Origin of the sequence: Microbacterium sp. LWS13-1.2 (assembly GCF_040144835.1) — a bacterium.
Lineage (GTDB): Bacteria > Actinomycetota > Actinomycetes > Actinomycetales > Microbacteriaceae > Microbacterium.
This window is the reverse complement of sequence record NZ_CP151632.1, coordinates 4,124,140-4,148,575: the sequence shown is the minus strand read 5'-3', so window position 1 is coordinate 4,148,575 and position 24,436 is coordinate 4,124,140. Positions and strand designations below refer to the sequence as shown.

26 protein-coding genes are annotated in these 24,436 nt (G+C 71.8%); 16 read left to right on the top strand and 10 right to left on the bottom strand.

Annotation, left to right across the window (positions count from 1 at the left end):
* Positions 1-40 precede the first annotated feature (40 nt).
* Positions 41-886, bottom strand: a complete 846-nt coding sequence (locus MRBLWS13_RS19085) for a DUF3097 family protein (protein ID WP_349426890.1) — start codon at positions 884-886, stop codon at positions 41-43.
* 187 nt (positions 887-1,073) lie between these two features.
* Here MRBLWS13_RS19085 and MRBLWS13_RS19080 point away from each other — a divergent pair, with 187 nt between their 5' ends.
* The 4 genes from MRBLWS13_RS19080 to MRBLWS13_RS19065 all read left to right on the top strand — a co-directional run bounded on the left by MRBLWS13_RS19080 (position 1,074) and on the right by MRBLWS13_RS19065 (position 5,387).
* Positions 1,074-3,110 (top strand): TPM domain-containing protein, encoded by a 2,037-nt coding sequence (locus MRBLWS13_RS19080; RefSeq protein ID WP_349426889.1) that lies wholly within the window; start codon positions 1,074-1,076, stop codon positions 3,108-3,110.
* A 99-nt stretch (positions 3,111-3,209) separates the two neighbouring features.
* Positions 3,210-3,947: a PspA/IM30 family protein gene (locus tag MRBLWS13_RS19075; RefSeq protein WP_349426888.1), complete on the top strand. Its 738-nt coding sequence runs from the start codon at positions 3,210-3,212 to the stop codon at positions 3,945-3,947.
* Between the two features lie 151 nt (positions 3,948-4,098).
* Positions 4,099-4,932 carry an arginase family protein gene (locus MRBLWS13_RS19070; protein WP_349426887.1) on the top strand — a complete coding sequence of 278 codons (834 nt, stop codon included), beginning with the start codon at positions 4,099-4,101 and terminating at the stop codon, positions 4,930-4,932.
* Positions 4,929-5,387: a Fe-S oxidoreductase gene (locus MRBLWS13_RS19065; protein ID WP_349426886.1), complete on the top strand. Its 459-nt coding sequence runs from the start codon at positions 4,929-4,931 to the stop codon at positions 5,385-5,387. Before MRBLWS13_RS19070 ends, MRBLWS13_RS19065 begins: the two co-directional genes overlap by 4 nt.
* An 11-nt stretch (positions 5,388-5,398) precedes the next feature.
* Here MRBLWS13_RS19065 and MRBLWS13_RS19060 read toward each other — a convergent pair whose 3' ends face one another.
* The 4 genes from MRBLWS13_RS19060 to MRBLWS13_RS19045 all read right to left on the bottom strand — a co-directional run bounded on the left by MRBLWS13_RS19060 (position 5,399) and on the right by MRBLWS13_RS19045 (position 7,862).
* Positions 5,399-5,956 carry a hypothetical protein gene (locus MRBLWS13_RS19060; RefSeq protein WP_349426885.1) on the bottom strand — a complete coding sequence of 186 codons (558 nt, stop codon included), beginning with the start codon at positions 5,954-5,956 and terminating at the stop codon, positions 5,399-5,401.
* A 77-nt stretch (positions 5,957-6,033) separates the two neighbouring features.
* A complete protein-coding gene (locus tag MRBLWS13_RS19055; RefSeq protein ID WP_349426884.1) occupies positions 6,034-6,510 on the bottom strand; it encodes an SIP domain-containing protein in 477 nt (158 codons plus the stop codon).
* 87 nt (positions 6,511-6,597) lie between these two features.
* A complete protein-coding gene (locus tag MRBLWS13_RS19050; protein ID WP_349426883.1) occupies positions 6,598-7,356 on the bottom strand; it encodes a tyrosine-protein phosphatase in 759 nt (252 codons plus the stop codon).
* Positions 7,353-7,862, bottom strand: coding sequence for a carboxymuconolactone decarboxylase family protein (locus tag MRBLWS13_RS19045; RefSeq protein ID WP_349426882.1), 510 nt, complete (start codon positions 7,860-7,862; stop codon positions 7,353-7,355). The genes MRBLWS13_RS19050 and MRBLWS13_RS19045 overlap by 4 nt, the downstream gene beginning before the upstream one ends.
* A 67-nt stretch (positions 7,863-7,929) precedes the next feature.
* Between MRBLWS13_RS19045 and MRBLWS13_RS19040 the strand changes: the two genes are divergently transcribed.
* The 8 genes from MRBLWS13_RS19040 (at position 7,930) to MRBLWS13_RS19005 (ending at position 15,895) form a co-directional block, all read left to right on the top strand.
* A complete protein-coding gene (locus tag MRBLWS13_RS19040) occupies positions 7,930-8,886 on the top strand; it encodes an alpha/beta hydrolase (protein WP_349426881.1) in 957 nt (318 codons plus the stop codon).
* A 183-nt stretch (positions 8,887-9,069) separates the two neighbouring features.
* Positions 9,070-10,581, top strand: coding sequence for an ABC transporter substrate-binding protein (locus MRBLWS13_RS19035; protein WP_349426880.1), 1,512 nt, complete (start codon positions 9,070-9,072; stop codon positions 10,579-10,581).
* Positions 10,578-11,528, top strand: coding sequence for an ABC transporter permease (locus MRBLWS13_RS19030; protein WP_349426879.1), 951 nt, complete (start codon positions 10,578-10,580; stop codon positions 11,526-11,528). The genes MRBLWS13_RS19035 and MRBLWS13_RS19030 overlap by 4 nt, the downstream gene beginning before the upstream one ends.
* Positions 11,529-11,698: 170 nt before the next feature.
* Complete coding sequence (locus MRBLWS13_RS19025; RefSeq protein WP_349429110.1) at positions 11,699-12,568, top strand: ABC transporter permease; 870 nt, start codon at positions 11,699-11,701, stop codon at positions 12,566-12,568.
* Positions 12,569-12,734: 166 nt separating this feature from the next.
* The gene (locus MRBLWS13_RS19020; RefSeq protein ID WP_349426878.1) at positions 12,735-13,523 is read left to right on the top strand and encodes an ABC transporter ATP-binding protein; all 789 of its coding nucleotides are present in this window, start codon (positions 12,735-12,737) and stop codon (positions 13,521-13,523) included.
* Positions 13,520-14,317 (top strand): ATP-binding cassette domain-containing protein, encoded by a 798-nt coding sequence (locus MRBLWS13_RS19015; RefSeq protein WP_349426877.1) that lies wholly within the window; start codon positions 13,520-13,522, stop codon positions 14,315-14,317. The genes MRBLWS13_RS19020 and MRBLWS13_RS19015 overlap by 4 nt, the downstream gene beginning before the upstream one ends.
* A 62-nt stretch (positions 14,318-14,379) precedes the next feature.
* On the top strand, positions 14,380-15,450 hold the full coding sequence (locus MRBLWS13_RS19010) for a M4 family metallopeptidase (RefSeq protein WP_349426876.1): 1,071 nt from the start codon (positions 14,380-14,382) through the stop codon (positions 15,448-15,450).
* Entirely contained in the window at positions 15,428-15,895 is a 468-nt protein-coding gene (locus MRBLWS13_RS19005; protein ID WP_349426875.1) for a hypothetical protein, read from the top strand. Before MRBLWS13_RS19010 ends, MRBLWS13_RS19005 begins: the two co-directional genes overlap by 23 nt.
* Positions 15,896-15,898: 3 nt before the next feature.
* On the opposite strand, the gene MRBLWS13_RS19000 is transcribed toward MRBLWS13_RS19005, so the two are convergent.
* From MRBLWS13_RS19000 to MRBLWS13_RS18985, 4 genes are read right to left on the bottom strand one after another with little or no spacing between them, the layout of a single operon-like run.
* Positions 15,899-16,510 carry an N-acetyltransferase family protein gene (locus tag MRBLWS13_RS19000; protein WP_349426874.1) on the bottom strand — a complete coding sequence of 204 codons (612 nt, stop codon included), beginning with the start codon at positions 16,508-16,510 and terminating at the stop codon, positions 15,899-15,901.
* 34 nt (positions 16,511-16,544) lie between these two features.
* Complete coding sequence (locus MRBLWS13_RS18995) at positions 16,545-17,237, bottom strand: uracil-DNA glycosylase (RefSeq protein WP_349426873.1); 693 nt, start codon at positions 17,235-17,237, stop codon at positions 16,545-16,547.
* A complete protein-coding gene (locus MRBLWS13_RS18990) occupies positions 17,237-18,130 on the bottom strand; it encodes a metal-dependent hydrolase (protein ID WP_349426872.1) in 894 nt (297 codons plus the stop codon). Before MRBLWS13_RS18990 ends, MRBLWS13_RS18995 begins: the two co-directional genes overlap by 1 nt.
* Entirely contained in the window at positions 18,127-18,915 is a 789-nt protein-coding gene (locus tag MRBLWS13_RS18985) for an SDR family oxidoreductase (RefSeq protein ID WP_349426871.1), read from the bottom strand. Before MRBLWS13_RS18985 ends, MRBLWS13_RS18990 begins: the two co-directional genes overlap by 4 nt.
* 240 nt (positions 18,916-19,155) lie before the next feature.
* On the opposite strand from MRBLWS13_RS18985, the gene MRBLWS13_RS18980 reads away from it, so the two are divergent.
* A complete protein-coding gene (locus MRBLWS13_RS18980) occupies positions 19,156-20,478 on the top strand; it encodes a bifunctional o-acetylhomoserine/o-acetylserine sulfhydrylase (RefSeq protein ID WP_349426870.1) in 1,323 nt (440 codons plus the stop codon).
* 52 nt (positions 20,479-20,530) lie between these two features.
* Here MRBLWS13_RS18980 and MRBLWS13_RS18975 read toward each other — a convergent pair whose 3' ends face one another.
* Positions 20,531-20,776, bottom strand: a complete 246-nt coding sequence (locus MRBLWS13_RS18975; RefSeq protein WP_349426869.1) for a hypothetical protein — start codon at positions 20,774-20,776, stop codon at positions 20,531-20,533.
* A gap of 146 nt (positions 20,777-20,922) precedes the next feature.
* Between MRBLWS13_RS18975 and MRBLWS13_RS18970 the strand changes: the two genes are divergently transcribed.
* From MRBLWS13_RS18970 to MRBLWS13_RS18960, 3 genes are all read left to right on the top strand, one after another.
* Complete coding sequence (locus MRBLWS13_RS18970) at positions 20,923-22,479, top strand: recombinase family protein (RefSeq protein WP_349426868.1); 1,557 nt, start codon at positions 20,923-20,925, stop codon at positions 22,477-22,479.
* A gap of 467 nt (positions 22,480-22,946) precedes the next feature.
* Positions 22,947-23,180, top strand: coding sequence for a hypothetical protein (locus tag MRBLWS13_RS18965; protein ID WP_349426867.1), 234 nt, complete (start codon positions 22,947-22,949; stop codon positions 23,178-23,180).
* 519 nt (positions 23,181-23,699) lie between these two features.
* Entirely contained in the window at positions 23,700-24,395 is a 696-nt protein-coding gene (locus MRBLWS13_RS18960; protein WP_349426866.1) for a hypothetical protein, read from the top strand.
* The last annotated feature ends 41 nt before the right edge of the window (positions 24,396-24,436 follow it).

The following is a 24,436-nucleotide window of genomic DNA, read 5'->3' as shown; positions in this document are numbered from 1 at the left end:
GCGACTCCGCACATCGCGACCCTCGAAGCTTGCGGCCTCGTCAGCTCGGCTCGGTCACGAAGTCGATGAGCTCCTCCACGCGCCCCAGGAACGCCGGCTCGAGGTCGCGATAGCTCTTCACCGACGCCAGGATGCGCTGCCAGGCCCGCGCGATGTCGGCCTGGTCGCGCGCCGGCCAGCCGAGCGCGCGGCACACGCCCAGCTTGAACTCGATGCCGCGCGGCACCTCGGGCCAGCGCTCGATCCCCACTGCGCGCGGGGTGACGCACTGCCACACGTCGATCCACGGGTGACCCACGATGAGCACGTGCGCGCCGTGGCGTCCGCGCGCGATCGCGTCGGCGATACGCGACTCCTTCGACCCGGGCACGAGGTGATCGACGAGGACGCCGTAGCGGCGCTCTGCCGACGGCGGCTCCTCGTCCAGCGCGGCGTCCAGCAGATCGATGCCCTGCAGGTATTCCACGACGACGCCCTCGGCGCGCAGGTCGTCGCCCCACACCCTCTCGACGAGCTCGGCGTCGTGGCGGCCCTCCACGAGGATGCGGCTCGCCCTGGCCGTGCGCGCGCGAGCGTCGGCGGCGGCGGCGAACGACCCCGATGCGGTCCGCTTCGGCCCTGTGGCGACCGGTGCCGCGGCCGGCGGCCCGAGCACGACGTCCCTGCCGTCGATGAGGAATCCGGGGCCCAGCGGGAACATGCGGCGGCGACCGGTTCGGTCTTCGAGCTCGACCACGCCGCCCGCGACGCCCACGACGGCCCCGCAGAATCCGTCCTCCGCCACCTCGACGACGAGATCGCGGGATGCCGGCACGCGCGGGAGCTCCCGCACCCCGTGCCCCTTCCATCCCGTTGCCAGCACATCGGCGCCGTAGCGATCGTCCATGGTCCTCCTCGCGATCGGCAAGATTACCGGCCGGTGAGGGCGAGGCGCGGGAGCGACCCGGGTCGACGGGGTCACGGGTACGTTCTCGGCGAACACACATCCGCGGCGGAGGCCGTGGGCTATCGTCGTATCCCCGCGGCTGAATAGACTCGCCGGAGGGGTAACCCGAATCCCAGAGGGGGGATCGATGCGACTGCGATGGGCTGCAGCGCTGGCGTCCGCTGCGGTGGTCGCGGTCACGGCGATCGGCGACACGGCCGCGCTGGCGACTCCCCCGGTGACACTCGACCCGGGATTCGTGCTCGACGACGCGGGTGTGCTGCCGCCGACGGAGGAGGGCGAGGCGCAGAGCCGGCTCGAGCAGCTGAAGTCCGACACCGGACTCGACCTCTGGGTCGTCTACGTCGACGACTTCACCGACCCCGCGGGCGCCGCAGACTGGGCGAACCAGACGGCCGAGGACAACGGCCTGGGAGTCACGCAGTACCTCCTCGCCGTCGCCACAGAAGGGCGCCAGTACTACCTCTCGGGCGACTCGGCCGGTCCGCTCACCCAGGATCAGCTGGCGGCGATCGAACAGCAGCGGGTCCAGCCCGCCCTCGCACAGGACGACTGGCTCGGCGCCGTCGACGCCGCCGCCGATGGGATCACCGATGCCGCAGGCGGCGGTTCGGGCGCAGCCGACTCCGGAGCCTCCGGCGGCGGGTCGTGGTTCACCTGGCTCCTCGTGATCGTGGTCGTCGGCGTCGGCATCGTGCTGCTCGTGATGTTCCTCCGTCGCCGGCGCACCCGGAGCGCAGTGCCGGGCGGCCCGAGCGGACCGCCGCAGCCCAGCATCGAGGAGCTCGAACGGCGCGCCTCGTCGCTCCTCGTCGAGACGGACGACGCGATCAAGACGAGCGCCCAGGAGCTGGGCTTCGCGAAAGCGCAGTTCGGGGATGCCGCGACCACCGAGTTCGAGGCGGCGCTCGCGACCGCGCAGCAGAGCCTCGACGAGGCGTTCGGGCTCAAGCAGCAGCTCGACGACGCCACCCCTGACTCTCCCCAGGACGCCCGCGCCTGGAACGAGCGCATCATCGCCCTGTGCGAGGCGTCCAATGCGCTGCTGGACGAGAAGGCCGCCGCCTTCGACGAGCTGCGCAAGCTCGAGCAGAACGCCCCCGAAGCGCTCGCCCGCGTGCAGGACGAGCGGACCAAGGCCGCGGCATCCCTCGACCAGGCCGCCGCGCGCCTGCAGGAGCTGCAGTCGGCCTACGCCCCCGAGACCCTGGCGACCGTCGTCGACAACCCCGCACAGGCGCGGCAGCGCCTCGCGTTCGCCGACGAGCAGCTGACCGCCGCGCAGACCGCGATCGGCGCCGGCGACGGCGGCGAGGCCGCGGTCGGCATCCGCGCCGCAGAAGAGGCGGTCGGCCAGGCGACGCTGCTCGAGGACGCGATCGAGAAGCTCCAGGCCGACCTCGCCGCGGGCGAGCGCAACGCCACCGCGCTGGTCGCCGAGCTCGAGAGCGACATCGCGGCGGCCTCCGCGCTGCCCGACGCCGACGGCCGCATCGCGAGCGTCATCGCCGCCACGCGGCAGCAGCTCGACGCCGCCCGCGCACAGCTGACCGGCACGGCCAAGCGCCCGCTGGCGGCCCTGCAGAGCCTCGAGGCGGCCAACACGCAGATCGACACGCTCGTGCAGGGCGTGCGGGATGCCGCGGCCCAGACCGAGCGGGCCCGCCAGATGGTCGGGCAGCTCATGATGCAGGCCCAGGCGCAGGTGTCCGCCGCCGAGGACTACATCATCGCGCGCCGCGGCGCCGTCGGCGCCGAGGCCCGCACGCGCCTCGCCGAGGCCGGGGCCTCGCTCGCCCGCGCCCAGGCCCTGCAGGCCAGCGACCCGCAGCAGGCCATGCAGCAGGCGCAGCGCGCCGACCAGCTCGCGGGGCAGGCGATCCAGCTCGCGCAGAACGACGTCGGCGCGTTCGACGCCGGATCGGGCGGGATGTTCGGCGGCGGATCGCAGGGCGGTGGCCAGTCCGGCGGCGGCATGCTCGGCGCGGTGCTGGGCGGCATCGTGCTCAACTCGGTGCTGAGCGGCGGACGCTCCTCCGGCGGCGGCCTCGGCGGTCTCGGCGGCATGCTGGGCGGCGGTGGCCGTTCCTCGGGCGGCGGCATGCGGCCCGGTAGCTTCGGAGGCGGCGGCACACGCGCCCGCCGAGGAGGTGGCCGCTTCTGACCTCTCCCCGCGGAGCCGCCCGCACGCGACGCGCGCAGCATCCATCCCCAGACCAGAACCAACCGACCCAGAACTGAAGTCCGATAGGAAGGAAATCCGATGGCGAAGCAGTCCATCTTCGGTCGCATCTCGACCCTCATGAAGGCGAACATCAACGCACTCCTCGACTCCGCAGAGGACCCGCAGAAGATGCTCGACCAGCTCGTGCGCGACTACACGAACTCGATCGCCGACGCCGAGTCGGCCATCGCCGAGACGATCGGCAACCTGCGCCTGCTCGAGCGCGACCACCAGGAGGACGTCCAGGCGGCCGCCGAGTGGGGCAACAAGGCCCTCGCCGCCAGCCGCAAGGCGGACGAGCTGCGCAAGGCCGGCAACACCAGCGACGCCGACAAGTTCGACAACCTCGCCAAGATCGCGCTGCAGCGCCAGATCAGCGAGGAGAACGAGGCGAGGGCGATCGCGCCGACCATCGCGACGCAGAACGAGGTCGTCGACAAGCTCAAAGAGGGCCTCAACGGCATGAAGCAGAAGCTGGAGCAGCTGCGGTCCAAGCGCTCCGAGCTGCTGGCGCGCGCGAAGACCGCCGAGGCCCAGAACAAGGTGCACGACGCCGTCAAGTCGATCGACGTGCTCGATCCGACGAGCGAGCTCGGCCGGTTCGAAGACAAGGTCCGCCGCCAGGAGGCCCTCGCCGCCGGCAAGCAGGAGCTCGCGGCGTCGAGCCTGGACGCCCAGTTCAACGCGCTCGAGGACGTCGGCGAGCTGACGGAGGTCGAGGCGCGCCTCGCCGCCCTCAAGACCGGCACGCCGGTGCAGGCGGCTATCGAGAACTGACCCCTCCGGGGTGACGAGGGCGCCGGATCCGCGAGGATCCGGCGCCCTTCGCCGTCTGCGACGACTCCGCGTGCGTCGTGTTCGCCCACAGCACGGGCTCCCCGCTGCGCGCACGGATGCCGCAGCCGCCGGTGTACGAGAAGATGAGGGGATGACGCGATACCTGGTGGTTCCGCAGTGGCAGGGAAGTCCCTCCTCCCGCGCGATGCAACTCATCGACGGCGCCCAGGCCATCGCGGGAGACCTCCCCCGGTCCTCGACCACGGTGCTGGACGTGCCGATGGAGGCCGGCGAGTCGCTGGGCACCGGCATCCAGCGCCTCAGCGCTCTCCAGCGGGTGCGCGGCATGGTGGCCGACGCGCTCGACGCGCACGACGTCGGCGCACCCGACGAGCCCGTACTGACCATCGGCGGCGACTGCGGCATCGCGCTCGCGCCGATCGCGCACGCCGCGCGGCGCTCCCCCGGCCTCGCCGTGGTGTGGATCGACGCGCACCCCGATCTCAACTCGCCCGACTCGTCGCCCTCCGGCGCATTCGCGGGCATGGTGCTGCGCGCCGTGATCGGCGACGGTGAACCCGGACTGCGGCTGGACGGCGCCGTTGCGGCCGATCGGGTCATCGTGGGCGGGGCGCGCTCGTTCGACGAGCCTGAGCTCGCGGCCGTCGCCGACCTCGGCATCACCGCGCTCACCGTGGAGGCGCTGCGGGATGCCGACGCGCTCGCCGATGCGGTGCTCGCCACCGGGGCCGACGGGGTCTACATCCACGTCGACATCGACGCGCTGGATCCGGCCGAGATCGCCGGCAACGCCCATCCCGAGCCGTTCGGCGTCACCGTCGCAGAGCTGACCGTCGCGATCGGGCGCCTGCGCGAGCGGGTGCCGCTGGTCGGGGCATCCCTCGCCGGCTACTCCCCCGCCTCCGCCGACGCCGCCACCGACGACCTGGGGGCCATCCTCCGCGTGATCGGCGCGCTCGCATGAGCCCGATCCCGCAGCCACCCGTGGGCTGGCGCGCCGCGTCGGAGCGCGCCCTGGCCCGCGGCAGGCGCATCGACGAGCTCATCCCCTCGTTCCTGCTGGACTCGCCCGTCAGCCGCGCCGGCTACTGGTACGGCTGCGCCGTCGGCTGGGCGTGGGGGACGCTGTGGAGCACCGGTCCCATCGAGAAGCGCGAGGGCCTGTGGGTGTTCCGCGGGATGCCGCGCTGGACCTTCCCGCGCGGCGGCTCATGTGTGGGCGGGTGCTTCCTGACCGGAGACGGCCGTGTCAGCGATGCACTGCTGCGGCACGAGGCCGTGCACAAGCGGCAGTGGCAGCGCTACGGCCTGCTCATGCCGCTGCTGTACCTGTTCGCGGGCCGGAATCCGCTGCGCAACCGGTTCGAGATCGAAGCGGGGCTGGCGGACGGAAACTACGTTCCGCGCGGCGCGGCCTGACTGCGGTCCCTTCAGCCGGCGACGGAGGCAGCAGCGGCGCGACCGACGCGGTACACCTGGCGGCCCAGGACGATCACGACGGCGAGCGGGAAGACGATCCAGAACAGATTCGGCAGCACCGCGACCATGAGGAAGCCCACGAGGTCGCCGCGCTCCAGCGACTGACGCGTCATCTCGAGTCCGCTCGAGGCCTCGACCAGGAAGTAGATCACGGTCTTCCAGAAGGTGGCGACCGTGACCAGGAGCGCCACGACGAGACCGGACCAGCGGCGCGCATGGAACAGCGCCCACACGATGAACACGACCTCGATGAGGTTCGCCCAGCTCTGCGCGCTGCCGAAGGCGTCGAACTGCCCGTACCGATGGTCGAACGTGCCGTAGAAGACGTGGCCCGGCCAGAAGCCGGCGAGCGGCCCTCCGGCGTGCGACAGGGGACCCAGCAGCACATAGCAGGCGTCATACGTCTGGATGATGGCCGAGATGGTGAGCCACACGACGATCCAGGTCGGGATGCGGAGGTCGCGCGGGTCGACGGCGAGCGCGGGCGAGGCGGCGGCAGTCTGCGTCATGCGCACGACTGTACCGACCGCACCCGCTGCGGCACCCCGGCACGCGGCGTTCCGGCGCGGCGGTCCGCGCGCGGTGGTCAGCGCGCGGTGGTCAGACCGTACTGCTCGGGCGCGTGGATGGAGTCCGCGCGGACGCCGAGCTCGACGAGGTGGTCGACGATGTCGGCCGTGCCCAGGTAGCCGCCCAGCAGGTGGATGCGGGTCTGGTCGTCCTCGGCACAGAGCATCTCATCGGCCCAGGCGGTCACGGCGCGCGCGAGCGCCTCGCCCGACGCGCAGCCGCGGCCGGTGCCGGGTGCGCCCGAGCGCTGCGAGCGATCCAGCCACGTCACGACCATGCGGCTGGGTGCCGTGATCGCCGCCTGCCACGAGTCGTCGGGGATCTCGATGAAGACCCGGCCCGTCGAGCAGATCGGCAGCGTCGCAAGCACGGCCTCGAGCTCGGCCAGTGAGGACTCGTCCGCCGTGATCAGGTGCTGCACGCGCGTGTGACGCGACGCGCGGCACGCCGACGCGTTGTGCGCGACGGCCTGAGGCTGTGTGGTGTGGGGCATGGCTCCTCCAGTATAACCACCTATGAAGGGTTGCCTTACCTCAGTGATACACAGCGAAAGATTCCGCGCCTCGCGCGGTGGAGCGATTCAGGCGTTCGGTGTCAGCAGTACGCGACGAAGCTCGGCGATCTCGTCGTCGGCGAGGCCGTGGGAACGCAGATAGTCTCCTGCCGAGCCGTACCGCTGGGTCACATCGTCGAGCAGGGCACGCATGACCGGCGCGGGTGAGCGGGTCGCCAGGTCTTCGAGGTGAACCGCCTCGGGGTGCAGCGAGCGCAGCATCTCGACGATCTTGCGGTTGCGCCGCGGCGGAAGCAGACCCTCGGTGCGCGCGTAGTCGCCGACGACGGCTTCGGTGTCGACGCCCGCGGCGGCGAGGGTGAGCGCGATCGTCACGCCGGTGCGGTCCTTGCCGACCGTGCAGTGCACGAGCACCGGCTGATCGGCGAGGATGCCCCGGACGACCGCGACGACGCCCTCGGACGAATCGTCGACGAGGCGCCGGTACATCTCGTCGAGGCTGAGATCGTCGCGGAAGAACGACTCGACCGAGCCCAGGAAGAGTGGCACGCGCTGCGTCACGATATCGAGGCCGGCGATACGGCTGGGCTCGCGTGCGATCTCGTCGTCGGCGCGGAGGTCGATGATGCGCCGCAGGCGCAGCTCCGCCAGCGCGCGTGTGCCGTCCGCGTCGAGTCGCGCGAGGTTGCCGGAGCGGAACAGCACGCCGTGACGCGTCGTCCCCGAGCCCGCACGCAGGCCGCCGACGTCGCGGAGGTTCATCGCACCCGGCACGAACGGGTCCGCCGGCAGAGCGTCGCCGGGGGCCGGCGAGGGGACGGTCACCACGCGGCGCCCGCGGCGGCGTCCTTGTCTTCGCCGACGAGGTCGTCGCGCGGTGGGGTGCTGTAGCGGCCCGCGATCGCGATGCGGTTGAACGCGTTGATCGACACGAGGATCCAGCTGAGCGCCACGTACTCCTGCTCGCTCAGCACGCCGCCGACGCTGTCGTACACCTCGTCGGGGATGCCCTCCTCGTGGATGAAGACGTAGGCCTCGGCCAGCTCCAGACCGGCGCGCTCACGATCCGAGAAGACGCCCGACTCACGCCAGACCGGCAGCTGGGCGATGTCGTCCGCCGTCACGCCGGCGGCCACCGCCCGCTCGACGTGCACACGCACGCAGTAGGCGCAGCCGTTGAGCTGCGAGGCGTGGATCTGCACCAACTCTTTGAGCCGGTCGTCGATGCCGTTCTCGGCGGCGAGACCGCCCACGGTCTTCGAGAACGCGGAGAGCGCCTGGTAGGCGGGTCGCGCCGCTCGCGAGAGGTGCACGCGGTGTTCTGCCGTCATGACGCCAGACTACCGACGGGTCGGCGGGGTCGGGACGCGCGTCTTGTGCGTGGGGCACAATGAGCGGGTGAGCGACCCCATCGACGAGTTCTCGTTCCTTCCCGAGCAGGCGGCGGAGGCCGGCATCGACGGCCCGACGCCCCGCGGCGAGCGCCTCACGCTCGCACTGCCCGGCGGCCGCACCCTCAGCGCCCTGCGCTACGCGACCCCGGGCGGGCCAGACACGGCACCGGTGGTGACCTTCCTGCACGGCGCCGGCCTCAACGCCCACACGTGGGACACCACGATCCTGGCGCTCGGCCTCCCCGCCCTCGCGATCGACCTGCCCGGCCACGGCGACTCGTCATGGCGCGACGACCTCGCCTACATCGCGCGGGTGCTCGCCCCCGACGTGGCCGCCGGCATCGGGGCCTGGACCGATCGGCCCCAGCTGCTGGTCGGTCAGTCGCTCGGCGGGCTCACCGCGGCGGCGGTCGCGGCATCCCGGCCCGATCTCGTGCGCGAGCTCGTCGTCATCGACATCACGCCCGGCGTCGACCCGAACGCCGGCCCCACCCAGATCCGCGACTTCTTCGCCGGCCCCGTGGACTGGGCCTCCCGCGACGAGCTCGTCGACCGCGCACTGTCCTTCGGCCTGGGCGGCGGCACGCGTCGCAAGGCGGAGCGCGGCGTGTACTTCAACTCCCGCGTCCGCCCGGACGGGCGCGTCGAGTGGAAGCACCACTTCGCCCACCTCGCGAACGCGGCATCCGCCTCCTCCGCGGCGGCGGCGGAGGTGGCCGCGCAGCAGGACGCCATCGGCTCGGTGCTCGGCGAATCCGGCTGGGAGGACCTCGCCGCCGTCACGGCGCCGACGACGCTGCTTCGCGGCGATCGCGGGTATGTCACGGAGGCGGATGCCGAGGAGTTCCTGAGACGTGTGCCCGAGGCATCCGTGGTCATCGTGCCCTCGGGGCACAACGTGCAGGAGGAGATCCCCCTCGAGCTCGGCGAACGGCTGCGGACCCTGGCCACCCGGTCCTGACGCGTCGATTCCCCTTCTCAGGGAAGCCTTAACGCTTCTGTTGCGTTCCGGGTAGCGGGTTGCCGTTCGCCGTCGCGATATCCCTAGGCTGTTACGCGCACCGCCGGCCGCCCCGATCGGTCCCGGTGCCACACAGCAACAGTCGCCGCACAGCACACGGGACCCTCCCCCGAAAGGACCTTCATGCTCCGCCGCACCACCCTCGCCGTCGCCTCACTGCTCGCCGCCGGCCTCCTCGTCCTCACCGCCTGCAGCGGTGGGAGCGACCAAGCCGCGCCGACGACGCCCGGCGAGCCCGACCCGGACGCATCGGTCGCGATCCGGCTGGTGCTGGAGCCTGGCAACCTCGACATCCGCGAGACGGCGGGCTCGGCGCTGGACCAGATCCTCGTCGACAACATCTACCAGGGGCTCGTCGCCCGCACCCCCGAGCAGGACATCGTGCCGGCGCTCGCGAGCGACTGGACGGTCTCTCCCGACGGCCTCACCTACACGTTCACGCTCCGCGAGGGCGTCACCTTCCACGACGGCCAGGAGCTGACCCCGCAGGACGTCGTGTGGTCGCTCACCACCCGCCGCGACACCCCCGAGTGGCGCGACTCCGCCCGGCTGGCGAACGTCACGTCCATCGCGGCCGAGGGGCAGGACATCACGCTCACCCTCAGCGCGCCGGACTCGACGCTGCTGTGGAACCTGACGGGCCGCGCGGGCATCGTCCTCAAGGAGGGCGACACGGTCGACTACAAGACGGCGGCGAACGGCACCGGCCCCTTCGTGCTCGCCGACTGGCGACAGGGCGACAGCATCACGTTCTCGCGCAACGACGCGTACTGGGGCGACGAGGCGGGCGCGGCCGAGGTCGTGTTCGACTACATCCCCGACAACCAGGCCGCGCTCAACGCCGCGCTCGCGGGCGAGGTCGACGTGCTCACCGGGTTCGACGCGAACCTGAAGGACCAGATCGAGGCGAACGGCGACTTCTCGCTCGTGCTCGGCCAGTCCACCGACAAGGGCACGCTCGCCTTCAACCAGACGTCTGGCCCCCTCGCCGACAAGCGCGTGCGCCAGGCCATCCGTCAGGCGATCGACCACGACGCGGTCATCGAGGCGCTCGCGTCGGGGCAGACCCAGTACGGCCCGATCCCCGAGCTCGACCCCGGCTACGAGGACCTCTCGGATCTCGCCCCCTACGACCCGGAGGCCGCCAGGGCGCTCCTCGCGGAAGCCGGAGCCGAGGATCTCGAGCTCACGCTCACAATCCCGAGCTTCTACTCGACGACGATCCCGCAGATCCTCGTGTCGGACCTCGACGAGGTCGGCATCACGCTCGACGTGAACTCCGTGGACTTCACGACGTGGCTCACCGACGTCTACACGAACCACGACTACGAGCTCAGCTTCGTGCTGCACACCGAGGCGCACGACTTCGAGAACTGGGCGAACCCGGACTACTACTTCACCTACGACAATCCCGAGGTGCAGGAGCTGTACGCCGAATCGCTCGCCGCGACCGACGAGGCCGAGGCGGCCGATCTGCTGGAACAGGCCGCGCGCATCGTGTCGGAGGACTCGGGCGCCGACTGGCTGTACAACGGCGCGTCCGTCGTCGCGGTCGGCACTAACATCACCGGTATGCCCTCGATCAACGTGAACGAGCGCCTGAACATCGCCGAGATCGCCAAGAGCAACGGGTGATCCGGTACACGCTGACCCGTCTGGCCCTGCTTCTGCTCGGGCTTCTCGTCGCCAGCGTGCTGATCTTCGTCACGCTCCGGGTGCTCCCGGGTGACATCGCGCACCTCATCGCGGGCGTGGGATCGAGCCCCGAGCAGCAGGACGCCATCCGGGAGCGGCTGGGCCTGGACCGGCCGCTGCCGGCGCAGTATCTCGACTGGATCGGCGGGCTTCTCCGCGGCGACCTGGGAACATCCCTGCTCACGGGAACCCGCGTCGTGGACGAGCTCGCCCAGAAGGCCGAGGTGACGGTGCCCCTCGGCATCCTGTCGCTTCTCATCGCCGTCGTCATCAGCGTGCCGCTCGGCGTGCTCTCGGCGATGCGGCGCGGCCGCGCCGACGGCACCGCGCTCAGCGTCGGTGCGCAGGCCCTGGCGGCGGTCCCGGTCGTCTGGGCGGGCATGATGCTCGTCGTCGTCTTCGCCGTCTGGCTCGGATGGCTCCCCGCGCAGGGCTTCCCCCGCGCGGGCTGGAACGACCCGGCGGCGGCGCTGCGCTCCCTGATCCTTCCCGCGCTCACGATCGGCATCGTCGAGGGCGCGATGCTGCTGCGCTTCGTGCGCAGCGCCACCCTCCAGGCAGTCGGGCAGGACTTCGTGCGCACCGCGGCGGCGAAGGGGCTCACCCGCGACCAGGCGCTCGTCCGCCACGGCCTGCCGGTCGTCGGCCTCTCGGTGATCACGGTGCTGGGCCTGCAGGTCGCCGGCATCATCGTCGGCGCCGTCGTCATCGAGCAGCTCTTCTCGCTCCCCGGCATCGGCCGCATGCTGGTCGCCGACGTCGCCGCACGCGACCTCCCCAAGGTGCAGGGCGAGCTGCTCGCGCTCACCGGGTTCGTGCTCATCGTGGGATTCGTGGTCGACCTCCTGCACCGCGTGATCGACCCCCGTCAGCGGGAGGCCTCGTGAGCCCTGCGACGAGCTCGGGCACCGGCGACCCGGCGCCGACGGGTGCGACGACGGATACCGGCGACCCTGGTCCGACGACGGATGCCGGAGCCGCGGCCTCGGCGGGTGCGACGACGGATGCCGGAGCCGCGACGCCGGCCGCGGCTCGGCGTCCGTCGCGCTGGGCATGGCTGCGGCGGCTGTGGGCGCTGTCGACCGGCCGGTTCGGCCTCATCGTCGTCGCGGTGGTCGTCGTCACCGCCGTCGTCGCACGGTTCTGGACGCCGTTCGACCCGCAGCAGGTCGAGATCTCGGACCGCTGGGCGCCTCCGGGCTGGCCGCACCTGCTCGGCACCGACGGGTCGGGCCGCGACATCCTGAGCCTGCTGATGGCCGGTGCCCGCACCACCGTGTTCGTCGCCGTCGGCGCCGGGATCGTCGCGACGGTGATCGGCATCTCCCTCGCCGCGCTCGGCGCCCTCACCGCGCGGTGGGTGCGCGAGTCGGTGGCGGTCTTCGTCGACATCCTCATCGCGTTCCCGGTGCTCATCATCGCGATGATGATCTCGGCCGTATGGGGCGGATCGCTGTGGGTCGTGATCTGGGCGGTGGGCATCGGCTTCGGCGTGAACATCGCGCGGGTGACCCGCCCCGAGCTCCGACGGGTGCTGCAGAGCGACTTCGTGCTGGCCGGCCGCGCGTCGGGTCTCACGCCCGCGCAGAATCTGTGGCGCCACCTGCTGCCCAACGTCGCGCCGGTGTTCATCGTGCAGCTCTCGTGGGGCATGGCGGTCGCCGTGCTCGCCGAGGCGGGTCTGTCCTACCTCGGCTTCGGCGCGCCGGTGACGGAGCCGTCCTGGGGCCTGCTGCTCGCGCAGCTGCAGCAGTTCATCGCGGTGCACCCCCTGTCGGTGGTGTGGCCGGGCCTCGCCATCACGCTCACGGTCCTCGGCCTCAACCTGCTGGGCGACGGCCTGCGCGAGGCGACCGATCCCACGCTCTCGCGGAGCCCGTTCGCCACGCGCCGCGCGCGCCTGCACATCCCCGAGGTGGTGTCATGAGCCTCACCCACGTTCCCAACTCAGGACCCGCGCATCCGCGCCGCGGTCCCCTTCGCATGCTTCCGCGGTTCGGCACCCGTCGATGCTGCCTCGCTCCTGAGTTGGGAACAGGATCGGGAGGGCAGGAGGGTGGCACCGTGAGCCGGCGCGTCCCCGAGGTGGTGTCATGAGCCTCGAGGTGGACGACCTCACCATCGAGATCGGCGGCCGCCGGGTCGTCGACGGCGTCTCGTTCGCCGTTGCCGACGGCGCCCGCGTCGGCCTCATCGGCGAGTCGGGGTCGGGCAAGTCGCTGACCGCCCTCGCCATCCTCGGGCTCCTGCCCGACGGCGCGACCGCCGGGGGCAGCGTGCGCTGGAACGGCCGCGAGATCCTCGGCCTCGCCGACGGCGAGCTCGCACAGCTCCGGGGTGACGAGATCGGCATCGTGTTCCAGGAACCGCGGACCGCCCTCAACCCCATCCGCACCGTCGGCCGGCAGATCGCCGAGTCGATCCGCATCCACGAGGGACTGTCGAAGCGGGATGCCGCGGCCCGCGCCGTCGCGGAGGCGTCCCGTGTCGCCCTCCCCGACCCCGACCGCATCGTGGCCCGCTATCCGCACCAGCTGTCGGGCGGCCAGCGGCAGCGCGTGGCCATCGCGATGGCTCTCGCCTGCCGCCCGCGGCTGCTCATCGCCGACGAGCCGACGACGGCGCTGGACGTCACCATCCAGGCCGAGATCCTCGACCTCTTGCTGGCGCTCGCGCGCGACGACGGCATGTCGCTCGTCTTCATCACCCACGACCTCGCGGTGCTGTCGCAGATCGCCACGCACGGCGTGGTGCTCGAGCACGGGCGCGTGGTCGAGCAGGCGCCGGTGGCGCAGCTGCTCTCCGCACCGGCGTCCGCCGTCACCCAGGAGCTGCTCCGCGACGCGACCGCCACGCTGTGGCGGCCGGGAGGTGCCGAGTGAGCGTGCTGATCCGCGGTCGGGGCCTCGGGCGCCGGTATCCCACCCCGAAGACGCGCCTGTTCGAGCCGCGCAGCTTCACGACCGGACTCGAGGATGCCGACATCGACGTGCGCGAGGGTTCGTCGGTCGGCCTCATCGGCGAGTCGGGCTCGGGCAAGTCGACCCTCGTGCGGCTGCTGCTGGCCCTCGACAGGCCCTCTGCCGGCACCGTCGAGTTCGACGGACGCCCCGTCGACGCCCGCGCATCGGCGCGGTCCCTGCACTGGCTGCGCCGGCAGACCGGGATCGTCTTCCAGGACCCCTACGCGTCGCTCGACCCCCGCATGAGCGTGGGCCGCATCGTCGGGGAGCCGCTGTGGGCGCTCGGGATCGACGGCGACCGCCGGGCGCGCGTGCGCGAGGTGCTCGACGACGTCGGACTCGAGGCCGGGATGGCCGACCGGTTCCCTCACGAGTTCTCGGGCGGGCAGCGGCAGCGCATCGCCCTGGCCCGCGCGATCGTGCATCGCCCGCGCCTGCTCGTCGGCGACGAGCCGCTCTCGGCCCTCGACGTCACCGTCCGCGCCCAGATCCTCGAGCTGCTGGGCGAGCTGCGCGTCCGCGACGGGCTCACTCTGCTGCTCGTCTCGCACGACATCGGCGTGGTGCAGAACCTGTGCGACGAGGTCGTCGTCATGAAGGACGGCCACATCGTCGAGGAAGGGCCTACCGAGAAGGTGCTGCTGCAGCCCCAGGTGGCGTACACGCGGCGGCTGCTGGCGTCCATCCCCGTCATCGACGCCGACGCCTCGTGATGCGTCCAGCCAGGGTCGGCGGGGCGGGCGCCGGCGTCGGCGGCCGCCGATAGGTTCGGATCATGGCCCCCGGAATCGTTCCGCCGTACCTGCTCGCCCGTATCGCCGCCGTGCAGGAAGAGGGCTGGGCTCGCGCCGCTGAGGCGGCCCGCTCGACGCTCGCCGCGCCGCGCGAGTATCGCCCGGTGAGGTCGAGGCTGCGGCTGTCGATCCAGGAGCCCGGAACCCTCGTCGCCGAGGCCACGCCGGCTCCCGACCGCGAGATCTCCGACGCCCGGCAGCGCGAGGTCCTGCCCGGCACGCGCGTGCGCGGCGAGGACGACCCCGCCACCGGCGACTCCGCCGTCGACGAGGCGTTCGACGGGCTCGGGGCGACCTACGACTTCTGGTGGGACGCCTTCGCCCGCGATAGCATCGACGGCTCGGGCAGCTCGCTGCTGGCGACGGTCCACTACGGCCGCGACTACGACAACGCGTTCTGGAACGGCGAGCGCATGGTGTTCGGCGACGGCGACGGCGAGGTGTTCCGCGGCTTCACCGGGTCTCTCAGCGTCATCGCACACGAACTCGCGCACGGCGTCGTCGAGGACGAGGGCGGGCTCCTCTACCGCGGGCAGTCAGGTGCGCTCAACGAGTCCATCGCCGACGTGTTCGGCGCACTCGCCGAGCAGCACCGCATCGGGCAGACGGCCGACGAGGCGAGCTGGCTCATCGGCGAGGGCATCTTCACGGATGCCGTGCAGGGGCGCGCACTGCGGTCCCTCGCCGCTCCCGGCACCGCGTACGACGACGACGTGCTCGGGAAGGACCCGCAGCCGGCGCACATGCGCGACTACGTCGACACCCGCGACGACAACGGCGGCGTGCACATCAACTCCGGCATCCCGAATCATGCGTTCTACCTCGTCGCGACTGCGCTGGGCGGCCACGCCTGGGAGAAGGCGGGTCTCATCTGGTACCGCACGCTCACCTCAGGAACGGTGCCGTCGACGGCGGACTTCACGACGTTCGCCCGCGCCACCCTCGCCGCGGCGGCTGCGGAGTACGGTGAGAAGTCGGAGGAGGTCGATGCCGTCCGCGCCGGGTGGACGGGCGTCGGCGTGATCCCGGATGACCCAGAACCCGACGCCTGAGACCACCGGATCGACCGAGCCGCGGCCCGCGGTCGAGGTCGACGTCGCGCGCACCGGCGGTATCGCCGGCATCACCCGCCGCTGGTCGGCCCAGCCGCCCGAGACCGAGGCGCCCGAGTGGATCTCGCTGATCGACCGCTGCCCGTGGAACGAGGCGCATCCGCCAGCCGACGCCACCGGACCGGACGCCGCGGACACCGCCGTCGCGCAGCGGATCGGGGCGCCGGTCTCCCCCCACGACGCGCAGGCAGCGCCTGCCGAACCCCGCAGTCCGATGCCTGACGGCTTCGTGTGGTTCATCCGGGCGAGCTGGTCGGGGGCGGATCCGCGCGAGGCGGAGCTGTACGACGACGAGGTCGTCGGCGCCTGGCGCGAACTCGTCGACGCCGTGCGCGAGTGGAGTCGCAGCGGCGCGTCCACGGGGCCTGAGCGGCCGGGCCGGTGACGCTCAGCGGGTGAAGATGCCCTTCTTCTTGACCGGGGTGAGGGCCTTCTGCATGTAGATGGTCCCGAGCCACCGCCCGAACTTGAATCCCACTCGGCCCATGCGGCCGACCTCGACGAAGCCGAGCTTCTCGTGCAGGGCGATCGAGCCTTCCGCGCCCTTGTCGCTGATCACCGCGACCATCTGGCGGATGCCGACCGTTTCGCTCGCCTCGATGAGCGCCTCGAGCAGCGCCTTGCCCAGGCCCTTCCCGGTCGCCGCCTGCCCGAGGTAGATCGAGTTCTCGACCGAGTACCGGTACGCCGACTTGCTCGACATCGGCTGCACCAGCGCGTACCCGAGGATCTGCCCCGACGGCGACTCGGCGACGAGGAACGGAAGGCCCTGCTTGGCCAGGCCATCGCGCTTCTTTCGCCACTTTCCGACAGACCAGGTGTCTTCGTCGAAGGTCACCACGGAGTTGGTGACGTAGTAGTTGTAGATCTCGCGGATGTCGGGCATGTCGCGGTCCTCGACGGGCCGGATGGTGAAAGAGAAGGGACGCTCGGGCTCGGGCTGGCGCTGCAGATGCCGAGGCAGGCGACGCCGATCCTTCTCGTATTCCTCCTCGAGCATGAGCTCCTCCTCGATGTCCGGTGTGCGGGGCGCCCTAAGCGGGCAGCCGCCAGTCGACGGGGGTCGCGCCCTGCTGCGCGAGCAGTTCGTTGGCGCGCGAGAACGGCCGCGATCCGAAGAAGCCACGGCTGGCCGACAGGGGCGACGGATGGGGCGACTCGATGATGGGCGTCGCTCCGAGCAGCGGCCGCAGGTTCGCGGCATCCCGCCCCCAGAGGATCGCGACGAGCGGCTGGTCGCGGGCGACGAGGGTGCGGATGGCGTGTTCGGTCACCTTCTCCCACCCCCAGCCTCGATGGGATGCCGGAGTCCCGGGCGCGACGGTCAGCACGCGGTTGAGCAGCATGACGCCCTGGTCGCTCCACGCGGACAGGTCGCCGTGCGGGGCGCGCGGGATGCCGAGATCGGCCTCGAGCTCCTGGTAGATGTTGGCGAGGCTCCGCGGCAGCGGCCGGACGTGCGCGTCGACGGCGAACGACAGCCCGATCGGATGCCCCGGCGTCGGGTACGGGTCCTGTCCGACGATGAGCACCTTCACCTCGGGCAGCGGGCGCTGGAACGCGCGCAGCACCCGGTCCCCGGCCGGCAGGTAGTGGCGGCCCTCGGCGACCTCGGCCCGGAGCCGGTCGCCCAGCGCGGCGATGTCGGGCGCCACCGGAGCGAGTGCCGTCGACCAGTCGGGGTCGATGAGGCCCGCGTCGGCGAGCTCAGGCAGCGTCAGTGGCATCACGGCGCCTCGGCCCTCGTCGCCGTCGTCGTCATGACGAGCTCGACGCCGCCCTCGACCGTCGTCGCCGCGAACGAGACCGTCGCCGCCGAGAGCTCGTGGAGCGAGGTGACGTGGGTGCCGCCGCAGGGGATGCGCGCAGAGACGCCGGGCAGCTCGCACACCCACGTGCGGCGGTCGGCCAGGGCAGCGCCGTCGCGCTCGATCCGCACGGCACCTCCCGCCGCGACCCAGTCCGCCAGCTGTGCATTCACGCGCGCGGAGAGCGCGTCGAGATCGGCGAGCGCCTCCGGATCGAAGCCCTTGCGCCGCAGCGACTTGCCGATGCGGTAGACGTCCACCGAGCCGTCGCCGACGATGCGCGACTCCTGGATCGCGAGCGCATCGAAAGCGGGTGCACCGAGTGCGTCGGCCGGGGCGTCCTTCCGCCAGGCGTCCGCCAGCGCCGCATCGAGGGCGAGCGAGGCGAGGTGGCATGCGGTGTGCCCGGCCGAGAGCGCGGCGCGGTAGGCGGCGTCCACCGTCACGTCGACGACGTCGCCCTCGGCGACAGGCGCATCTCCGTCGATCAGGTGCGCCACGACGAAGGTCCACCCCGCGGTGCCGGTGCGCACCGGCACCTCTGCGCCGAGCAGGAGCCGATCGGCGGGTGCCGCGTCCACCGGGAGAGCGCCCACCACCGCGTCGATGACCGCGAGGTCGGCACCGGCGGCGCGGAGCGTGCCGCGATCGGCGGGCTGGTCGGGCCACGCGGTGTCGACCGGATGGAAGGCGGTCTCGTCGAGGACGACGGCCCGGCGGCCGTCGCCGGCATCGGCGACGTGCACCACGGTGCTGCGCGAGGCGGTCGCGCCTGCCGGATAGCTGACGGTAGTGCCGATGGCGGGGATCACAGCTCCTCCGTGCCGCGAGGGCGCAACGGGCCGCGGGCGAGGAGGAACTGCGCCGACTGCGCGACCGGACGCATGGTGATGAGGTCGAGGTTGACGTGCCCGGGCGCGTTGAGCGCGTAGGCAATCACGTCGGCCACGTCGTCTGCGGTCAGCGGATTCGCGACGCCGTCGTACACGCGCTCGGCGGCCGCGCTGTCGCCACCGAGGCGGTTGAGCGTGAACTCGGGCGTGTGCACCATGCCCGGCGCGACCTCGACGACCCGGATCGGCTCGCCGTTGAGCTCGAGGCGGAGCGCGTGCGCCAGCATGGCCTCGCCCGCCTTGGCGGCGTTGTAGCCGGCGCCGCCGGCATACGCGGTCTGCGCGGCGGTCGAAGTGACGAAGAGGGTGTCGGCGTGACCGTCGGATGCCGCGGCCCGCCGCAACTGCGGCAGCAGCGCCGAGACGAGCCGCTGCGCCGAGAGCACGTTCGCTTCGAACATCCACTGCCAGTCCTCGACACGGCCGTCCTCGACGCGATCGGTGCCGCGTGCGCCGCCGGCCACGTGCACGAGTGCGTGCAGCGGACCCGTCTCGGCGAGGAACGTGGCGAGCGCCTCGACGTCGGCGTCGGAGGTCAGGTCTGCCGCGAACGCGCCCGCACCGGTCTCGGCCTCGAGCGCCGCGAGCCGATCGGCGCGTCGCGCCACGCCGACCACGTCCCAGCCGGTCGCGCGCAGTGCCCGCACCGCCGACTCACCGATCCCCGAGCTCGCGCCGGTCACCACTGCACGTCTGTTCGCCATGCCTCCACGCTACCCACCCGCGTGCCCGCCCCCACACTCGTTCACTTGCGCTGTCTGTACGTGACACGCCGTGAGCTTCGTACATCCAGCGCAAGTGAACGGGGAACCCGGGGAACGTGGCGCGGGAAGCGAGGAGGTTACGTCACATTTCCCGTGGGTTGTTGACAACGCGGGCGGTCCGTACTGTCGAACCCGGCTGGGGGCGCCTGCTCCCGGCATCCGATCCCGCAGGAGCAAGCCATGTCCGCACCCGAGAACTGGCGTTTCGAGACCAAGCAGATCCACTCGGGGGCCCAGCCCGATCCGGTGACGAAGGCTCGCGCGACGCCGATCTACCAGACCACGTCGTACGTCTTCGACAACGCCGACCACGCGGCGAACCTCTTCGCCCTCGCGGAGTTCGGCAACATCTACACGCGCATCCAGAACCCGACGCAGGCTGTCGTCGAGGAGCGCCTCGCCGCACTCGAAGGCGGCACCGGTGCGCTGCTCGTTGCGAGCGGCCAGGCCGCCGCCACCTCCGCGGTCCTCAACATCGCGGAGTCCGGCGATCACATCGTGTCGTCGAGCTCGATCTACGGCGGCACGTACAACCTCTTCAAGTACACGCTGGCGAAGCTCGGCATCGAGACGACGTTCGTCGAGAACCAGGACGACCCCGAGGAGTGGAGCCGCGCCGTCCGGCCGAACACCAAGCTCTTCTTCGCCGAGACCATCGGCAACCCGAAGATCAACGTGCTCGACATCCGCGCCGTCGCCGACGTCGCGCACGTGAACGGCGTGCCGCTCATCGTCGACAACACGATCGCCACCCCGTACCTCATCAAGCCGTTCGAGCACGGCGCCGACATCATCGTCCACTCCGCGACGAAGTTCCTCGGCGGCCACGGCACCACCATCGGCGGCGTGATCGTCGACGGCGGCACGTTCAAGTGGTCGAAGAACGTCGAGAAGTTCCCCGGCCTCACGGTTCCCGACCCGTCGTACCACGGCGCGTCGTACACCGCGGCGGTCGGCGACGGGCTCGCTTACATCATCAAGGCGCGCGTGCAGCTGCTGCGCGACCTCGGTGCCGCGATCTCGCCGAACAGCGCGTGGCTGCTCATCCAGGGCATCGAGACGCTGTCACTGCGCGTCGAGCGCCACGTGCAGAACGCGCAGGAGATCGCCGAGTGGCTCGAGAACCACGCCGACGTCGCGTCGGTCAACTACTCGGGCCTGCCGACCTCGCCGTGGTACGCCGCCGCCAACAACTACGCCCCCAAGGGCGTCGGGGCTGTCCTGTCGTTCGAGCTCAAGGGCGGTGTCGAGGCGGGCCGTGAGTTCGTGAACTCGCTGACGCTCTTCAGCCACCTGGCGAACATCGGCGACGTGCGCTCGCTCGTGATCCACCCCGCGTCGACGACGCACTCGCAGCTCACGCCCGAGCAGCAGCTCACGACCGGTGTCACCCCCGGCCTCGTGCGCCTCTCGGTCGGGCTCGAGAACATCGACGACCTCAAGGCCGACCTCGAGCAGGCGCTCGCAGCGGCCCGGCGCGTGTCGGAGGCCGCTCGCGCCTGATCCCCTCCTCAGGTGCCTCGGCCCGGCGCACTGCGCCGGGCCGAGGCATTCGTCATTCGCCGTCGTCGGAGGCCAGGTCGGCAGACAGCTGCTCGGCGGTGAGATGCGCACCCGGGACAGGACGGGGCAGCGTCGGCGCTGCGGCGTCGGTGTGCCACGGCTGCGCCTGCGGATCGGCGTCCCCGCTCGTGTCCTCGGGGTCGAAGAGCACGTCGGCGTCGTGATCGACGTCGTGCTCCTCCGGCGGAATGGACGGCGGAGGCTCGTGGGCGGGCATGAAGGGTTCAGCGCTGGACATGCGCGCATCATGCCACGCGCGGGTGCACGGCCGATATACCGCGCCGCGCCGGCACCCGTAACAGACCGCGTGCGACCGCACCGGCACGCGAGAATGGACGAATGGACTGGCAGACCTCCCAGTCCTGAACGCGCTACTATTCATTCGTGACCAAGCGCGCCGCCCTCTACCTCCGCCTCTCCGCAATCGCCGAGGACTCCTCCAGCATCGCCGCCCAGGAGGCCACTCTCCGTGCGATGGCGGACCGCGAGGGCTGGACCATCGACCCCGCCGACGTGCTCGTTGATGAGGGCATCTCCGGGCGCAAGGCGCGCGACAAGGCCGTCGAGGCCGTCCGTCGCCTCGACGCCGGCGAGGTCGACGTCCTCGCCGTCTACAAGCTGGACCGCCTCTCTCGTGAGGGCGCTCCAGCGCTCGGTCCACTCCTCGCGGCGGTAGCCAAGCCAGGGCGCCTGTTCGTCACGTCCGATGGCCAGCGTTCGGACAACCCCTCGTTTCGCCTCACGCTCACGATGCTCGCCGAGGTGGCCCTCATGGAGGCGGAGAACACAGCCGCACGCATGCGAACCGCCGTCGCACATCGCCATACCGTCGGCAAGCACACCGGCGGGCCCGCGCCCCTGGGATACCGCACCGCCCCGCACCCCGACGGCGGCAAGCTCCTCGTCATCGACGACGCCGAGGCGGCGCTCATCCGCGCGAGCGCCGAGCGCCTCCTCGCCGGCGAGGTCGGTGTCGCGGGCCTCGCGCGCGAGCTACAGCGCGACGGCGTGCCGACCGCCAAGTCGCCCGCTCGCCTCGCGCGACTCGCCGGCGAACCGTGGGACCACCTCGACCGCGGCGTGTGGGACGCGACGACTGTTCGCCGCCTCCTGACGTCGGATCGGATCACGGGCAGGGTTACCCACCATGGCCGCCTCGTTCTCGACGCCGAGGGGCTCCCCGCGCAGCACTACCCCGCCGTCCTAGAGCCCGCGACCGTCGAGGCGATCCGCGCGGCTGTCGCGCCCTCGTCGCGCCCCAAGCCCACCGCGCGCCCCGTGCGCGTGCTCTCCGGCATCGCATTCTGTGGCGCGTGCAACGGCAAGCTCTGGGCCGGCACCGGCAACCGCGGTCACGTCGTCTATCGGTGCATGGGCCGCGGATGCTCAACCCCGGCGCATATACTCGCTGATCCTCTGGAGGCCTTTGTCGCCGAGGAGTACCTCAGCGTTGCCGGCGCCTGGCCGGAGGTGCGCGTCGTCGAGACTGTCGACACGACGACGGCCAACGAACTCGCGGACGTCGAAGCGGCGCTCAAGGACGTGCGCGCCGCCCAGGCGACCGCCGAGGACGACGAGGACGACGACGCCCTCGCGGCGCTCAGCGAGCGCTCTGCCGCGCTACGAGCGCGCCGCAAGGCGCTCCAGGCTCGCTCTACCGAGACGCGAGTCGAGACGTTCCCCACCGGCCGCACGTTGGGCGAGGCGTGGCACGCTGACGACGACGTGGAGGAGCGACGCCTCGCGCTCGGCCGGGCGCTCGACTCCGTCCTCGTCCAGCCCGGCGGCGCCCGCCGGGGCCGCGCGGGCGGCGTCGACCTCTCGCGCGTGAGCATCCAGTGGCGCCCGTCGCACGACCAGCTCGGCGCCGACGAGGGCGAGTCCCGTGGCCCCGGCGACCCTGCCAAGCGCCGCGCCCCGCGACGGTCGGCGAGCGCGTAGCGCGTTTACACGCCGTGAGACGCCGGCCGGAGGCGCCGGGACGGGCCGCGTGCGGGCCAAGGTGACGAAAGTGACGATTGTGACGTCACTTCCTATTCCTTTCTTGAGTGGGCTCTCTCTCAAGAAAGGAATAGGAGATACCCGTCAAACCACCACTTTCGTCACTTCGCCACCACTGACGCGGCAACCCCGGCGCACCGCGCCACTCACGGGCGTCCCTATCCTGAGCGTTTCCCCTGAGACCCAACGGGGTCGGCGGCAGTCTCGGCCGAGAGAATCGCAGAAACCCGAGGCCACGGGCACATACGCCATCTGACGCCAGCGGGCGCCTAGGCGGTCTATCCATTCAGAGGGAAAGATCCGCGCCTCGCGTGCATCGCCCTCATCCGCCGTTCCCGGTCGCGGCGCCGCCATCTGCCCATCGGGCGCCCGCCGGGGCCGGTTCCTCATCTGCCACGGGAGACCGCATGACCTACGACATCACCTGTGCCCGCCGCGAGTGCGGCCGGCCCGCCACCCTCCGCAAGCCTGGCCGCTACTGTTCCGCGTCGTGCCGTACGCACGCGAGCAACGCCCGCAAGGCCGCCGAGCGCAACGCCGAGCGCACCAGCGCCCGCGCCGCCCTCGACGCCGCGCTCATCGCCGGCGACCTCGCCGCCGTGCGCGCCGCCGCCGACCGCCTCGCCGGCGTCGCCGCGTAGCGCCCCTACTTGCCGAGCCGTCCGTCCCGTCTGTGGTCCCGAAAGGGACGACGGGCGGCTCGCGCATCCCCTCACGAGCCCCACGGACCTTCGACGCGGATGAGACGCGGGGCTCGTCCTCACCTGTCCGGCCCCCGCGGGCCGCAAGCGCGCCGCGTCTCGCCCTAGGCATCTGGGCGCGGTTCATCGCCCTCACGAGAGGCACCCATGCCCGTCCTCACAGTCCCCGCCGGCGCCTCGCCGCTCGAACGCCTCGGCTACCTTCACCCCCACACAGCGCATCGGCTCCGCGAGCGGTTCGCCGAATGCCCCTTGCGTCGGACGACCGCCCACGCCGGACTCGACCAGATCGCGACGGACCTCCTGTCCAAACTGGCCCGCGAGCCCCACCGCCTCCCGGTGCACGTCTGGCCCGACGGGCGGCCTCCTCGGCCGTAGCCCGGCAAGCGAGGCCATCGGCCTCACGCGCGTCTCGCCCCTCGGCATCTGGGCGCGCAACCTCCTCACGAAACGGCACCCATGCCCCGCAACTCCACCCCTACGGCCGCCCCTGGCCGCGGCTTCCATCTCCAGCTCTCCTCCCGTGATGTGGGCTTCCCGGACGAGGTCCTCGCCCACGCCCCCGCCTCCATCGAGCCCGTGATCGCCGCGTGGCAGACAGCCCGCGACGCGCTGGCAGAGGCGACCGCGGCCGAGCACTCCGCCGGCGAGCACCTGTGGTCACTCGCCCGCCACGGCGACCACGGCCTCATCCCGCGCCCTGGCGTCCTGGAGCGGGACCTCGACGACGCACGCGTCGCCGCCGAGACCGCATCCGCCGCCGCCAAGCAGGCCCAGCGCGCCGAGCGCACAGCCCACCAGCGCGCCTCCAGGCTCCTCGCAGAGGCCGCCAATGCGGGCGAGATGTCCCGCCTCCTGGACGACGCCGATGAGGCCACACAGCGCGTCTCAGAGCTTCACGCCGCGCTTGCCGAGGCGTTCACGCGCCGCGCCGCGCTCGACCGCCTCACGAGCCGTCAGCGCGTCAACCGTCCGGATGGCGTCGTCTATGACACCAAGTACCTTCTAGGCGTCATCGGGAGACGAGCCAACGCTCCGCTCACCGATGCGGTCACGGCCGCCGAGGCAACGCTCGCCGGGACGGTCGCGACCCCGCGCGAACTCCGGGCGCTTGCCCAGCGGCTCGGCGTCGCGCCCAAGGTGACCCGCGCATGACCTCCCAGGACATCGCCCACCGCATCGCCGACGAGGTCATC